This is a genomic window from Yersinia similis (assembly GCF_001053095.1).
Taxonomy (GTDB): domain Bacteria; phylum Pseudomonadota; class Gammaproteobacteria; order Enterobacterales; family Enterobacteriaceae; genus Yersinia; species Yersinia similis.
The window spans coordinates 1-14842 of the sequence record NZ_CGBP01000040.1 but is presented as its reverse complement, the minus strand read 5'-3'; the positions used below and the strand labels follow the sequence as shown (position 1 = coordinate 14842).

The window sequence follows — 14842 nt, the reverse complement described above, 5'->3', positions numbered from 1 at the left end:
GGTATTGTAGTCCCTCCGGTTTTTAGTACCACCTGACACACTATGTATTTAATTTGTTGGATACTCGACTTGATGAGAGCATGTACCTTCAGTGGTTTTCAGGCTGTAGAGTGTATCACTGAAGTACTGACACAAGGTATCCTTGACGAACGAACCGGATTCTAGTTTCAGGGGCTGTTTTTTTCATTGGGTCAGGCTCAGAAAAGTGACCGGGATATGTTATCACCTCCCTGAGAATATCTAAGGGGGCCAGCTTCAGTCATCGGGGATCGTCCACAGAACCGCTTTGCCGCGTTGATTTTGAGGCCGCTGCAGTTTTCCCTCATTGCAGAGTTGGGTGAGGTAGTAGCGTGCCAGATAAGAAGACAAATCGAATGCGGTGGCGATTTCGCTAGTTTTCCAGAAAGTCTTTTCAGACTGATGCGATTTTATATAGTCATAAATGCTGTCTTTCATCATTGTTTCCTCTGGTATTGTCGTGGATCAGTCATTCAGGACACTTCGAAATCCTGCTAATGTTAAAACAGTGAACGTGAGGTAATCCATGATCAAAACTCGTCGGACTAAATGCACATTTTCCCCAGAGTTCAAACTCGAAGCTATCGAACAGGTTGTTAAATACCAGCGTGATGTACGGGAAGCCGCGCAGGCGCTCGAATTCAACCCTGACCATTTATGCAAATGGATACGGCTGTATAAGCAGTAGCTTCAGGGGATTGAGCCGGTTGGCAATGCTATTACACCTGAACAACACGAGATTCAGCAGCTTAAAGCGCCTTGAGATGGAAAAAGAAATACTAAAGCAGTTTGCCGTGCTGATGAGCGAAATCCCCGGAAAGCTATCTACGAACAATGGTGGTCTATCGCCTTGCTTGCATGAAGAAAAGTGGAAACAGGTTATTCTGCTGTCCTGATTTTGTGATCCACTACGCCACTATGGCTGGAAGTGTCACTCACCATCAAAAAACCGTATTGGTTGATTACGAATTACCGGAACATGCCGTTGGTTTCGTCATGGGCCATAACATGCTTGACGAGTATTGGGATACCGATCTTCACTCTGTGGAAAAACGTAGTGTCAGCAGTAAACCGGCACCCAACGCAGGGCCACGAGGCGATAAACCTCGGCAGGATATCTCCAGTCGCGTAACCGGGCCAATTTTGGAACACTTACATGAGAATTTCGCCACGGCCTGGCGCAAGGAGACCGGTCAGGACCTGCTGACACTGCGTCACGCTAAGGACGTCGCGAAACAGCTAAAACCACGAATAGGTTACGGCACCCCGTTGATGGCTCAACTTCTGCGCACCCAGCCACAGGAAAGTAAGCGTGATATCGAAACGCTCTACATGAAAGCGGTCAATAATGCGACACAATTTATCTATATCGAGAACCAGTATTTCCGCTGGCCTCCACTAGCGGAAGCGATAAAAAAAGCAGCTGAGACCCAAACGAAAGCGGGCCGTGATCCCGGTAAGCACGGGGCGTTACATTTGTTCGTTGTGACCAATGTGACGGATGAGGGCATTGGTGCGGGCACGATGAATACACAACGTATGCTCGACAGCCTCGGGCGTGCAGATACTATTCCTGAAGTAACTAAATTGCGCAAAATCGAGAAGCTCAAAGTCGAGGATCCCACCAGATCTTTTTCTTATATTGATCCTCGAGATCCCGCAGCCCAAGAGTTGCTCAGAAAGAAAAACGAAATGAAAGACGAATATAATAAGAAAATTCAAGAGATTAAAGACAGTACGATTGTTCCGGAAAGTCGCCCTGGCCTGAAAGTCCATATTTGCTCTCTGGTGGCTCCTGATTCCTCTCCGGATAACTGGATGCCGGTATATATCCACTCCAAACTGATGATTATCAATGATGTGTTTACTACCCACGGCTCGGCGAATATCAATACCCGCAGTATGCAGGTCGATAGCGAAATGAATATTGCTCATGATTGGGCCAGCGTGACGCAGGCGTTGCGGCGGCGGTTGTGGAATTTGCATACGAATGAACAAGGTGCGCAGGATGATCCGGCCAAGGCGTTTGAAGCCTGGGAAAAACTTATCAGCAAGAATAATGATCTCCAGGGTACGGGAACCGACCAGCCTAAAGCGCCACTGATTAAGTTTCTGTACAACGAGCCAACACTGAAGGATATGGACTGATGTGCCGACTGTTATTGATATCTTGCCTGCTGTTAGTCGCCTGCGACGGGGACAGCGCACCGACTTCTGTAAACAAGGATTTTTCCATGGACCCACTTACCGATATTAATGCCAAACTGGCCTTTACCTGCGTACATGAAACCCTCCCTGAGCCCACAGTGGACGCTGATGTGCTGTTTAAATACGCCCGCTGGTTACAGGCCAATAATCAGCTTAAAGAAGACAAAACTGTGGATGCGCAAACCGAGCGACTGTATCGCATTGCCGCCGCTAATGGCCATTATAAAGCCAGCATTAACCTGCAGAACGGAGCCATGCGCGGTCAGTTCCACCTCAGCCGTCCGGAGCGATTGCGCATGAGTCAGCAACTGATTGATGCCAAAATAGCCACTGGTTACTACTTTATCGCCATCTATCTGCAAAATGGTGCTGTAGGATTGAAAGAGGATCAGGAAATGGCGCTGCGTTACTATCGCAAAGCCGCAGATGAGGGAAATGCTCAGGCTCAAGCGTATGTCGGTGACAAGCTGGCTCCGGCAAAAATGGCACCTGATGTTGCCAGACAGATGCGCCGCTGTGCCGCCGAACAGGGCAACGGTGAGGCCGCTCAGGCTTTGGGGATCAACCTGCAAAACCGCAAGCACTATCAAGAGGCCGTGGAAGCGTTTCAACTAGGAATCGCGGCCGGTAATTCGTCTTCCGCCAGCTTTTTAGAAAGTGGATTTAATGGTCCGGAGCCTACGAATGAATTTGATTATTTGGCCCTACCTAACGACCCTGAACGCGTCGAGCGTTATGAAAAAATCTGGAGAATATTGGCGAATTACTCCTATGCGCATCCGACGGTACCTGAAATCAACGATATCGTTCCGTTGCCCCCGGCGAAGTTGCCTGCCTGGGACGGCAAGCTAAAGTGGCTGGAAGCCCGCGAAGCCAATGTATCGCCCACTAAACCCAGTGAAGCCCTGATAACTCAACTGGCCAAAGATAAACTGCTTAACCCCGCCACAGGCAAACCCCTACCGACCTCGCCGGATTTTGATAAGGATGATGTGGCGCTTCTCCTATGTCGCAGCGGCGAACCCTGCCCGCAAAGCGGTTATTGGCAGATTGCCTGGAAACCCCATGAAGGAACCAGCAAAGAAGACATCCGTTTCTTTAAGCAGGGTGACATCATGCCCACCGATGTGGTTGAGCTGTTTCAGCCCCGCGCCTGGCCGCTGCGCGATAAATATCTTCAACAGGATCAATGGGTAGATTGGCGGTTAGTCGGTGAGGCGTAGTTCTTTCCCGGCAGTGAGACAGGCCGGGTATTGAAGTTGTACTACCCTGGACATCCAGACTATTAGCTGCCCCCTCGATTCCGGAATATTTTCAGGCAAAAAACTGACGAGGTTGAAATAAATGAAAGGAATTATTCGTATTGGTGATAAACACACTGGCGGTGGCTCTGTGCTCAGTGGTTCCACCAACATGAAATTTAGCGGTATCGGTGTCGCGCGACAGGGTGATGCGGTCAGTTGCCCGATTATTGGCCATGGTCCGACCATTATTGCTGAGGGTCACCCAACCTTCAAGGATCACGGAATACCTGTTGCCTTCAGCGGCCATCGCTGTGCTTGCGGTTGTGTATTGATATCGAGTCTGCCACAAGCGACGGCACACTGAAAATGCCGGTTAACTTAAAGCTAATTCCAACTGCTGCTATGAGGCCGAATCAACCTAAATGGTGGGTATGGTTGCTATTACTGCTAGCTGGGTTATTAGGGGGAACGGCTTACGCAATACTAAGTAGCAGCACAAAACCTGAGATAAACGCAGAAACGTTTTGGGGGACTGCATTAGCGCTACCAGCATTGTCTTGGCTTACCTTATTGGTATTACGTATGGCCTGGTACAAGGGCAACCAAGCCATGGCAAATGGTTGGAATAAAGATCGTGAGAAAACTATTCAACGCGAAACTGAGCGTGGACGGCGTTTTTTACAGGTACTGGGCGTTAGTCTGCACAGCGCACTGCGTGAGCCGGATGATACCAATGGTCAGTTGCAGTTGAACGCTTTACAGGAGAAAACTCAATCCTTGAAAACCCAAGCTTCCTGGCTGAGCGATGAAGGTATACGACATAGTCGACTGTTTCGGCTTGATAACGAGACGCCGGAACAACTGCTGGCTAGGGGGCTAAATAAAACCTTGGAAGAATTAAGTCTTGTGCTGGCATCGGTACCTGCTGATGTATCACTGGCGCTATTAGTTGAGAGCAACAGCTGTTTATCTGATAGTCAGATTCAGGCCATTTGGCAGCAGAGTTGGGCAGACAGCCATATTCGGCAACCTGTGACGCGTATTGAGGGCAGTGGCTTGGCTACACTGGATCAGTGGTTGGATCAAGGCATCAATAAAAAGTCACTGTTATTGGTTGTGGCATTGCAGGTTGCGCCGGAACAGCCGGAAGGAACAGCGGAAGCTGTCGTGGGATTATTGCTGGGTAATGCTTGGGCGCAGACTGAACTAAAGTCATTGGCCAGTCTGCACCGACCGGAGCAAGCACACGACATGGGTACTCAGGATCTGCACTATGCCATGGGACAATCTCTGGATTGGGTGCCAGTGTCTGCTGAAGCAGTAACCTCTGGTTGGCTGGTGGGGGTTGATGCGACATACCATGGGGCAATTGCCACAGGGCTGAAAGCGTTGTCGAGTCCAATAAATATCGGCCAGGACCTACACGATCTGGGTAGCACTCTTGGGTACCCTGGCCCTGCTGCTCCCTGGCTCGCAATTGCCTGTGCGACAGGTGCGAGCAAACCCCAACTTATTATGAGCGGTGACGGTCTGTCTAATACACCGTTATGGGCCACGATAGTGATGCCTTCATTAACCTCATAAGCTAATGCCACTACCGAACTCTCAACGGAGTGACTATCAAGCGATAAATTTACGGGTAGTAAAGGGTTGCAAGTAAAAAATCAGTTTAAGGTTCTCCAGCAACGGACCAGAACATTTTATGAATATTGTTACAACAGGGAAAAAGGATGAACGCGTCGGATAGCATATTGCGCTGGATGAGCCGTTTCGGATTGATAATATTGGTCTTGGGAGCGCTTGCTTGGGGCATTTATCACTTTGGTGAAAGAATCGGTCTGGATACCCCTCGAGCCAAAATATCTTTCTTGCTGGGCTTAAGTATTGTCGTCTTACTATTTCGCTACGGAGGGCGAACCGTCCAGCTATTATGGTACCGCCACAAAGTACAAGAAGAGAATGTTCCGTCGGGTAGTGAACACCGTATGGGGCAGGCACAAATCCCACGACATCATACGATCGTTGCCGAACTGAAACATGCGCTGAGTAATCAATACGGCCGCTTCTGGCCCCGTAAAGTGCGCATCCTGCTACTCACTGGCAGTGCGGCGGATGTTGAACAGCTCACTCCCAGTCTGACGTCGCAATACTGGCAGGAAGACAGTGGCACTGTGCTGCTGTGGGGGGGCGATCTGGGGGCGCAGGCCGATAGCGCGTGGCTGAGTGCTTTGCGTAAATTACGCGGACGTCCGCTGGATGGCGTCGTCTGGGTGACTTCAGCCTTAGCTCAACGCACTACGCTGGGTCAGAAAGAATCAAAAACAACCCTCACCGCTGATATGATGGACAGCGTGGCACAAGCGTTCGCGGCACGTTTTGAGCTGCTCGGCTGGCGGCTGCCGCTGTATATCTGGTCACTGCATGCCGATGACGGGGCCGATCGCATCACCCAATCCGTCGGCTGTTTACTGCCAGCGGGGTGTAACGCTGGCGAACTGAGTACACAGCTTGCCGGGTTGCTGCCGTCGCTGATTGAGCAGGGTACGCAACAGATTAGCAGCAACACCCAGCACCCATTTTTGTTGCAACTGGCCGATCAGTTAGCGCGCCAGCCAGATTCTGTCGCCGGCCCGCTGACTTCGCTGCTGAACCCCTATCGCCCTTCACCGCTGGTCTATATTGTCAACGAACCGGCTCCGCCGAGTGTACAGGTGGCTTTCGCTCCAGCTGAGCCGCCACCCCCTCCGCGCTGGAAGGCCGGACACGGTTTTGTTGCCGGGTTATTACTGATGGCGGTGCTGGTGACGGGCGGTTTCGCTATCTGGCAATCACTCTCATCCGATCCGCTGCGGGAGGCCCTACTCGCCAATGCCAGCCCTTTACCCACACTGCTGACGGCTAAATCAATCAATGAACTGAAAAAGCAGACCTCAGATGCTGAACTGGGACGTTTGACTGAAACCGTGCTGCAAGCCAGTGGTTCGCAGTTAGAACAATTGGCGATGTTGCCACCGTTATGGGCACAAATGCGCGGTGATGCACTGTTATCACAGGCACAACAACTGTGGCCCGCCAGTCAAGAGGTCAAACGACTGAATGCGTTGTGGCAGCAACAACGAGAAGCCGGTGCTGCGCCATTGGTGGAGTTGGAACACTATGCGCTGGCACAAGAGCGCTTACGGCAACTGGCCGAACGCCTGAATAGTCTGGATGAGAAAAAACGGGGATATATGACGGTCTCGGAGCTGAAATCTGTCGTTTTTGCGATTCAACAACCGCTGGCACAGACATTACCGCTGGAAGAATTGCTGCGGCAGTATCAGGTACAGTCGCAGTCTGGGCAAACCCCGCCTTCGGCACTGCGCCAACAGATAGACAGTCGGTTTGCTCAATTGCTGAACCGATATGCGTTGCTGACATTATCTGATACGGTATCACCGTCAGCAATGAGTGACTGACAATGTACACAGCTAGACAAATGATTTATTGCCGTGCCGGGAAAGGCTGAATAGGGCAATGTGTAAGGAAACCGGTGATGAATCAAGAATACAGAAACCACCGTACCGCTTGGACCGTTGGCGAATTGGCGTTTGTGGAAGCCCATTATGGGAAGATCCCTATTACGGAGTTAGCTGCCCATTTGGGACGCACGATGACCGCAATAAGATTGGCAGCCCAAGAGTTAGGGCTTTGTAAGGCGCAGGCGGCTCTCTGGACTGAAGAGGAAAAAGAGGTCATCCGAACACATTATGCTGATGGCGAGGGAATAACCTCAGTCAGTCAGTTATTGCCGGGGAGAACACGGAAAACCATTTTTGCCATGGCAAAAAAAATGGGGGTCAAAAGTGCTCGGAGCTGGCAGGAGTGGGAGTGCCTTATTTTGAGGGAATCTTATGCCAGCATAGGAACTCGTGTCGCGCAGCAATTGGTAGACAGGACACCGGAGGCTATTAAGCTGAAGGCCAATATGCTGGGGCTTAAATACCGTGGTGAAAAAGAGAGTGGTACTGCCTTCGTGATGTGGAGTGATGAGGAGTGGCACCGACTGGAAACATATCAGCATTTACCTTACGCGGAGCTGGTAACACTTTTTCCTGACCGGAGTAAAGCATCGCTTAAAAAGGCGAAGGAAAGATTAAAAAAATATAATAATAACAATTAAGGGTTAAGTGATGACACTGTCATCACTTAACGAGCAGTGAGTGATAACAACATCAATGTATTTCTAAAGTTTCACTCCCAGATAAATAGTTTATTATTGTTCAGCAATAACGAGTTCCCTGAATATCTCTATCAAATTACCCACGGTAAATAGAGATGGTTATGCCAAAGAAAATAAAGGTAGGCACCTTGTGTTCTGAGCTTAATATTGAGCTACATACTTTTTATGCCATCAATACGTGGACTGGGCGACACCCTACAAAAAATAAAGGAGGTATTATGGGTATGCCTCACTTGTTTCGCTTACTTTCAAAGATTAACCGCGATTCTGTAGCGGGCAATCTTTATGTATATTAGCTCAGACTTGATCTAATACAGATTAGGCTTCACTTGGTTCAACAAAAGTGTCAGAACAAATATGAGTCAGTATCCCTTGGTAATAACAACGATACGCTTAAACTAATACATCTATGGATCATACAACTAAATCATACACCGATAACCATCAAGTGCCTTGATCGTCATGGGCAACCCCTGCTTTAACAGCATGTCTAAAAATTCATCAGTAGTCATCGGTGGATTTTTTAATGACTTACGTTGCTGCCTGACTGCATCTAATGCAATTGCATGGTTTAAATCGAAAAGATCAGAAATAAACTCATCTGGATGAAGTGCTTCAATACCAAATTCAGTCAAAATATCGGGCGGGAAATCTCTTAAATTCATCGTAACAATAACTTCAGCCTTTGCCCGTATAGCCGTGGCCAATACATGGCGATCATCTCGATCAGGTAATTTTAGCCCTTCAATTAGTCGTTCATATCCTGTGACATTGGCATCAGGTAAAGCCCGATTCATTAGTCTCGTTGTATGTACCAAAGCTTCAGGTTTTATATCGCTACGCTGTATTAGGAGATTGCGCCGCCACTCATCTTGAATAGTGTCTGACCATTTGGGCTGGTACAAGCCAGCAAGGCCTAAATGCATCAGCAAGTCGCGCAATCTTGCTGGATACAGAACACATGCATCAAGTACCACTGGATAGGGGGAGTGTTTCATTCGTTAGTAGCCCAACCCAAGTTCCTGTGCCTGAGCAGCAAGCTCTTGCATAGCAACCAAGCTATCTGCATCACGTTTCTTTTTGTATTCCATCAAGTCAGCGAACAGAATTCGACGATGCCGCCCTGTTTTATGATAAGGCAGTTGTCCTTCTTCCAACAATTTGACCATATGAGGGCGAGATACATTCATTATATTTGCCGCTTCTTGCGTAGTCAGTTCCGCATGTATCGGCACAACCTGCACAGCATTACCTGCTGCCAGCTCACCAAGAACATCCATCAGCATGGTTAAGGCTGAGGTAGGAAGCTCAATTTGGTGCGATACGTTATCCGCATCTTTAATGGAGATTTGTTGAGTCTCTAATTTTGTGGAAAGAAATGCTGCTAGCTCTCGTTGGCCTCGCGTTGCGATTTCAATCTCATGTTTTGCCGGAAGATTTAGACCGGTCAGGCTGGTATTGGTCATATTTATATTCCTCGATTGTTAAAGTATTGGTTAACAATAATCGAAATAAACGAAATTCGCAATAAACGAAAAACAAAATACAGGGAATAATATTAGGGTTTACCCAATAGCCAGAACCTGCTGGAGGGTTCATCGTGTTCGGTTGAATGAAGGTCAGCAGTTCATCCATCGGATGGTTCTGCTGGAGTGGTAGGCTCATGATCACCGCCATGCGTGGTATGTATCTGTGGTGAGTGCTTTTTTTTGTCAAAGCAAAGTCAATATGTCCAGAAAGTCGTCCGCGCCCTCATCCAGTGATGACACTGTCATCATTCCTGTAAGCGAATGTTTGATTGAAATTTCACTCCCAGATAAATAGTTTATTATTGTTCAGCAATAACGAGTTCCCTGAATATCTCTATCAAATTACCCACGGTAAATAGAGATGGTTATGCCAAAGAAAATAAAGGTAGGCACCTTGTGTTCTGAGCTTAATATTGAGCTACATACTTTTTATGCCATCAATACGTGGACTGGGCGACACCCTACAAAAAATAAAGGAGGTATTATGGGTATGCCTCACTTGTTTCGCTTACTTTCAAAGATTAACCGCGATTCTGTAGCGGACAATCCTTATGCAGATGTGGCTATGCTGGGTTTAGAAACAGTTATTGATGGTGCCAACCGTCGAATCCAGTATCGGCTTGATGATACTGATAGCCTAATGACTAAACAAATACCTGCCAATATGACATTATCTGATTCTATATCCAGCGCTCCACTGAATATATTTGTGCATAGCCATACGCCACTAGGGTACCGATGTATTTATCTTCTGCTTAGATTTGATCAACTTGCATTACGGCTCTTCCAATTACATCATTATGGGTTGATCTCTACACGACATCGCGACCATGGGTTACAAAAAGGGGGCTCCCAAATACGGCGAATATTTACCTACGCCCAGAGTTACCGTTCAATATCAGTCAGTCGAACAGATATCGCTCTGAATAACGATAGTGCCTTACAGGCCGTCAATCTTTTGGGGAAAGTGGATGAAGCCATTTTACTTGGAAAAAAACGTTCCCGTTTCTCGCCACGGGTTAATCGCGATGCCGTTCTTTTATTGAAGAAATAGTTTTCTACCCGCCATATTTCAAGCTGCATGTATGTTGGCAGCTCTCGCTTACTGCCTTCCTGCAACTCAAATTATGTTGGGTATCAATATGAGCAAATGCTCCTAACCATTCGGGTTATCACATAAATAATCACCGTGTTTTTTTGATTTTTGAAAATCTGGTTATTGATTGAGAGCAACCGGAAAGGTTTGCACAGTTAACGTCTTAGAACGGTTAACTGAGATTTTATATGCTACGTCCTCCTATTTTTTTAGCACTGGCAGTGCTGCCCGTTATGGCAAGCGGTTCGTTCTCGACAACGCAGAGCGAATTCTCGCAACAGCACCATCACTCATCGGTGAATACCCCTTTGTCGGAACTGGACAAAACGCAAATACAAAAGAGGGCCAAGGAGTGGGGACTCACTACGGAGGAGTGGCTGCGCTATGAGCAGCTTAAACAGGGGCGGCGTGGGGTGTTATCTCCAGGATTGGATCCCATCACATTGCTGGGAATTGAGGCTCGGAGTGATAAAGAACGCCAACATTTTGCCGATCTCTCAGTCAAACAGGATTTTCAGCGTGTAGAAGCCGAGCTGGCGTTTCAGCGGGCGGTGAACTCTGCCTGGCGACGAGTCTTTCCTGACATGATGCCTATTCAGCCAGATTTAGCCAGTCGTCAGCAGAATCAGGAACGGTTAGCACTGTTCGTGCGGGCTGATTGTGCCCTTTGTGATAGCAAAGTCGCCTCCCTGATCGCCAGTCAGCGATTACTGGATATCTATCTGGTGGACAGTCAGGGGAAAGATAACAGGGTGCGTGTTTGGGCTAAGAAGCTGAAACTTCCGGTTGAGCGAGTGAATAACCGGACCATTACCTTGAACCATGACCGTGGGCAGTGGCTCAAATTCGGCAAGGGACGTATGCCCGTGGTGTTGCAGCAAGGAGAAATGCAATGAGGTTTACGGCGGGCATATCACAGATAATATTTGCCGCGGTATTGAGTTTTTCGGGGATGAGCTGGGCGACGGTACTCACCGTGGTAGCCGATTTAGGCGGCGAATCTACAGCGGCCTATTTTGACAGTATTAATAACCAAAATATTGTATCGACGCCAGAAAAACAGGGGGTCACCGAGATAGTGATCCCCGCGACTCCGTTATCTGTCAGTGCGATGTTACCTGTCCATACTCCTGAGCTAACATCGGGTAAAGTCGATGCCAAGACCTTGAGTTTACCGGGGATGCCAGCCATCTTTCTCATCGGGGACGATGAGTTATCTCGACAGTGGCTAAGGTTACGGCAGGATACATTAGTACAACTGAATGCTGTGGGGTTAGTCGTCAATGTCTCCAGTGAGACTGCTTTTAACGACCTTAGCGAACATGCTAAGGGAGTGACGCTGTTGCCGGTTTCAGGTAGTGATCTGGCTAAGCGATTAGGATTATCCCATTACCCGGTTTTATTAACAGAAAAGGGAGTGGAGCAATGAGAGCAGGGCTGCCACTGGAGGGTTTTGAGCCGTTAATTTGTCTGGTACTTTTGCTCAGTTCGCTGGGCTGGATGGCGCTGTTGATGAGGAAAAAAGCCAGTCACCGCCATCACTGTCGCCATTGCCAGCACAATAGAACAAGATGACTGATCGTTATGTCATTGAAACCCTGTTGCGGCCTGCCGTTGAATTGAATACAGCGGTTGTTGCTGCCTGTGCCAGCTATATCTGTGTGACAGCACCGTGGGCAGTAGCTCTGACACCGAGTATCAGCTATATCACGGCTGTTGGGTTTGGTGTGTTCGCAATGAAACGTGCTTATGAGGGGCTACGGGTACTGCGTTATCGCCGTCATGTTCGGTGTCTTCCTCGTTATGTTATGACCAGCCATCAGGTGCCCGTGAGCCATCAGCGTTTATTCTTGGGAAAAGGTTTTCTCTGGGAGCAAAAACAGACTCAACGTTTGCTGGATACACTGCGTCCGGAGGTTGAAAAATATGTGAAGCCACCGGCGTTGTATCAGGTGGCAAGGCGCTTTGAACAACGTTTTGAATATCAATATCCTACACTCTGTAAACTGTTATCCAGCCAGTCTGTGCTTAATCCTGTTCGCCCATTACCCGATGTGGGCGGTAATGCCGCATTGCATGGCATTGAACCCGATGAAGTTAATGTCTCTATGAGCTTGCTGGAGCGTGTTGGTCACATGTTGGTGTTGGGGACCACTCGGGTGGGGAAGACGAGGTTGGCAGAGTTGTTTATCACGCAAGATATTCGGCGAGGCAATGTGACCATTGTTTTTGATCCTAAGGGTGATGCTGAACTGCTCAAAAGGATGTATGCAGAAGCGCATCGGGCCGGTCGAGCCAACGAGTTTCAGGTCTTTCATTTGGGCTGGCCGGATATCAGTGCCCGCTATAATGCGATTGGGCGTTTTAATCGTATTTCCGAGGTGGCAACTCGCGTCGCGGGTCAGCTCAGCAGTGCGGGTAATAGTGCGGCATTTAAAGAGTTCGCCTGGCGTTTTGTGAACATTATTGCCCGAGGTCTGGTCGCGTTAGGGCAGCGGCCAGATTTCAGCCTTATTCAGCGCTATGTGAATAATATCGGCGATTTATTTGAGATATACGCCGAACACTACTTGTCACAACACGCATCCGCTTTATGGTTCAGGATTGAGGCATTGGTGCCAATTCTAAATGATCGTGATATTCCTCGGCATATGGAGGGGCGCTCAATGCGTGTTGTCGCTATTGAGCAGGTGCTAAACAGTAAAGAAGGCAAACGAATATATGACCCGATACTGGATGGATTACGTTCTTCTGTGCGCTATGACCAGAAGTACTATGACAAAATTGTCGCGAGCTTATTGCCTTTGCTGGAGAAATTGACATCAGGGAAGACAGCACAACTGATCTCCCCTGACTACACCGATATGGCGGATCCCCGTCCTATCTTTGACTGGCAGCAAGTGATCCGCAAAAAGGGCATTATCTATATTGGTCTGGATGCATTGTCTGATCCCGAAGTGGCTGCCGCAGTGGGGAACAGTATGTTTGCGGACTTGGTCAGTGTCGCCGGGCATATCTATAAGTTTGGTATTAACGACGGCCTGCCGGGGAGTGAGAAGGAGAAAACACCGATCAGTTTGCACTGTGATGAGTTTAATGAACTAATGGGCGATGAGTTTATTCCACTGATTAACAAGGGGGGCGGAGCGGGAATCGAGGTAACGGCTTATACCCAAACATTACCCGATATTGAGGCTCGGTTAGGCAGTGCCGCGAAGGCGGCGCAGGTTATCGGCAACTTTAATAGTTTGGTCATGTTACGTGTTCGGCATACTGAGACGGCTGAGTTAATGACGAAACAATTACCGGAAGTGGAGGTGTATACCAAGACCCTGATATCCGGCGTGACTGATATTTCTAACCCGGAAATGGGCAGTGATTTTACCTCCAATACCCAAGATCGTGTCAGCTCTACGCGCACTCCGCTAATAACCCCAGCCAATATTATCAGCTTACCTAAAGGTCAGGCATTTGCCTTATTGGAAGGCGGTAAACTGTGGAAGGTCCGAATGCCGTTGCCTTCTACACGCAACGATCCGTTAATGCCGGAAAGTTTGGCAAAAATAGCTGAATATATGAACCGCAATTATCGTACTGGCGACAGTTGGTGGACGGGCATGGCATTGCCAAGTGACCAATAATGTGTTTTTGATGACTCAGCTATCCTCTTCTACCCCGCAAACTCCTCCTCACAGACCTCTCCGGCGTCCCGGTTTTCTAACGACCATATTATGGGATATACCTTGGCAAATTGTTGGCATGCTTCTGGTCTCACTGTTACTCAGTTTGATCGTGGAATATATCGGTATTGCCTTTTTCTGGTCAGAACAGGGGGCAGAGCACAGTCGGGTGGTGATGATAACGGAGAGCAGATATTTTTCTGAGGGATTCACCCGTAGCCTGTCGTCATCGGCACCTGTGACATCGGCCAATATAGGGATCACACAAGGCTATCAGTGGCTGTTTGTTCAGAGCGGGTTTATGGGGTGGGTCCAGTCAGTGCATCAGGAAAATAGTCACAACGGCGTGGTTGATGGGTTAAATGCGGGAGGCGTTTGGTTAATGCAGGTCTGCCGTGAATACTTGATGGCCACTCTGTATGTCACTCAGGTATTTCTGATGCGGGTGACAATTCTCATGCTCTCCATCCCTTTGTTTGTCTTAACGGCTTTGGTGGGGGGCGTGGATGGGATAGTACGGCGTGATTTGCGGCGGTATGGCGCAGGGTATGAATCGAGTTTTCTCTATCATCATGCCAAGCGACTGGTGAAACCGGCGCTGTTTATTCCCTGTGTTCTCTATTTATCAGCTCCCTTTTCCGTCTATCCGAACACTATATTGTTACCAGCAGCACTGCTGATGGGGCTGGCTATCTCGGTGACGATGGGATCATTTAAGAAATATTTATAATATCTAAAACGACAAAAGGAGAACAACTTGTTCCCCTTTTGTTAGATCACATTCTGTTTGTATACGACAACACTGTAGTGGATCAGTAATACCGGACACCTCAATAGCCTGTTAA

General features: G+C 48.3%; 15 protein-coding genes and 2 pseudogenes. 13 read left to right on the top strand and 4 right to left on the bottom strand.

What is annotated here, in order from left to right; genetic code table 11:
* Positions 1–84 precede the first annotated feature (84 nt).
* Both AC971_RS24495 and AC971_RS19645 read right to left on the bottom strand, forming a co-directional pair.
* Positions 85–171: pseudogene (locus AC971_RS24495) on the bottom strand (Rpn family recombination-promoting nuclease/putative transposase); the annotation flags it as partial.
* A gap of 84 nt (positions 172–255) precedes the next feature.
* Positions 256–456, bottom strand: coding sequence for a FaeA/PapI family transcriptional regulator (locus AC971_RS19645; protein WP_048677824.1), 201 nt, complete (start codon positions 454–456; stop codon positions 256–258).
* Between the two features lie 88 nt (positions 457–544).
* On the opposite strand from AC971_RS19645, the pseudogene AC971_RS24490 reads away from it, so the two are divergent.
* The 8 genes and pseudogenes from AC971_RS24490 to AC971_RS25845 all read left to right on the top strand — a co-directional run.
* Positions 545–844: pseudogene (locus AC971_RS24490) on the top strand (transposase); the annotation flags it as partial.
* Between the two features lie 32 nt (positions 845–876).
* Positions 877–2166, top strand: coding sequence for a phospholipase D-like domain-containing protein (locus AC971_RS25350; protein WP_174407864.1), 1290 nt, complete (start codon positions 877–879; stop codon positions 2164–2166).
* A gap of 86 nt (positions 2167–2252) precedes the next feature.
* Positions 2253–3449, top strand: coding sequence for an SEL1-like repeat protein (locus AC971_RS19630; RefSeq protein WP_231573039.1), 1197 nt, complete (start codon positions 2253–2255; stop codon positions 3447–3449).
* A 121-nt stretch (positions 3450–3570) separates the two neighbouring features.
* Positions 3571–3834, top strand: a complete 264-nt coding sequence (locus AC971_RS19625; protein WP_025381231.1) for a PAAR domain-containing protein — start codon at positions 3571–3573, stop codon at positions 3832–3834.
* 38 nt (positions 3835–3872) lie between these two features.
* Positions 3873–5054, top strand: a complete 1182-nt coding sequence (locus AC971_RS19620) for a hypothetical protein (protein WP_231573038.1) — start codon at positions 3873–3875, stop codon at positions 5052–5054.
* Between the two features lie 146 nt (positions 5055–5200).
* A complete protein-coding gene (locus AC971_RS25665; protein WP_025381229.1) occupies positions 5201–6928 on the top strand; it encodes a VasL domain-containing protein in 1728 nt (575 codons plus the stop codon).
* A gap of 77 nt (positions 6929–7005) precedes the next feature.
* A complete protein-coding gene (locus AC971_RS19610; RefSeq protein ID WP_025381228.1) occupies positions 7006–7632 on the top strand; it encodes a hypothetical protein in 627 nt (208 codons plus the stop codon).
* 155 nt (positions 7633–7787) lie between these two features.
* Positions 7788–7988 carry an AcaB family transcriptional regulator gene (locus AC971_RS25845; protein WP_072071379.1) on the top strand — a complete coding sequence of 67 codons (201 nt, stop codon included), beginning with the start codon at positions 7788–7790 and terminating at the stop codon, positions 7986–7988.
* A 126-nt stretch (positions 7989–8114) separates the two neighbouring features.
* On the opposite strand, the gene AC971_RS19605 is transcribed toward AC971_RS25845, so the two are convergent.
* Both AC971_RS19605 and AC971_RS19600 read right to left on the bottom strand, forming a co-directional pair.
* Positions 8115–8690 carry a PIN domain-containing protein gene (locus AC971_RS19605; protein ID WP_025381226.1) on the bottom strand — a complete coding sequence of 192 codons (576 nt, stop codon included), beginning with the start codon at positions 8688–8690 and terminating at the stop codon, positions 8115–8117.
* A gap of 3 nt (positions 8691–8693) precedes the next feature.
* Positions 8694–9158, bottom strand: coding sequence for a helix-turn-helix domain-containing protein (locus AC971_RS19600; protein ID WP_025381225.1), 465 nt, complete (start codon positions 9156–9158; stop codon positions 8694–8696).
* A gap of 430 nt (positions 9159–9588) precedes the next feature.
* Here AC971_RS19600 and AC971_RS19595 point away from each other — a divergent pair, with 430 nt between their 5' ends.
* From AC971_RS19595 to AC971_RS19575, 5 genes are all read left to right on the top strand, one after another.
* The gene (locus AC971_RS19595; RefSeq protein ID WP_231573037.1) at positions 9589–10275 is read left to right on the top strand and encodes a PFL_4669 family integrating conjugative element protein; all 687 of its coding nucleotides are present in this window, start codon (positions 9589–9591) and stop codon (positions 10273–10275) included.
* A 230-nt stretch (positions 10276–10505) separates the two neighbouring features.
* Positions 10506–11213 carry a TIGR03759 family integrating conjugative element protein gene (locus tag AC971_RS19590; protein ID WP_231573036.1) on the top strand — a complete coding sequence of 236 codons (708 nt, stop codon included), beginning with the start codon at positions 10506–10508 and terminating at the stop codon, positions 11211–11213.
* 56 nt (positions 11214–11269) lie between these two features.
* Positions 11270–11746, top strand: a complete 477-nt coding sequence (locus AC971_RS19585; RefSeq protein WP_231573041.1) for an integrating conjugative element protein — start codon at positions 11270–11272, stop codon at positions 11744–11746.
* A gap of 142 nt (positions 11747–11888) precedes the next feature.
* A complete protein-coding gene (traD, locus tag AC971_RS19580; protein WP_025381222.1) occupies positions 11889–13958 on the top strand; it encodes a type IV conjugative transfer system coupling protein TraD in 2070 nt (689 codons plus the stop codon).
* A gap of 10 nt (positions 13959–13968) precedes the next feature.
* Positions 13969–14727 carry a TIGR03747 family integrating conjugative element membrane protein gene (locus tag AC971_RS19575; protein ID WP_025381221.1) on the top strand — a complete coding sequence of 253 codons (759 nt, stop codon included), beginning with the start codon at positions 13969–13971 and terminating at the stop codon, positions 14725–14727.
* Positions 14728–14842: the final 115 nt, after the last annotated feature.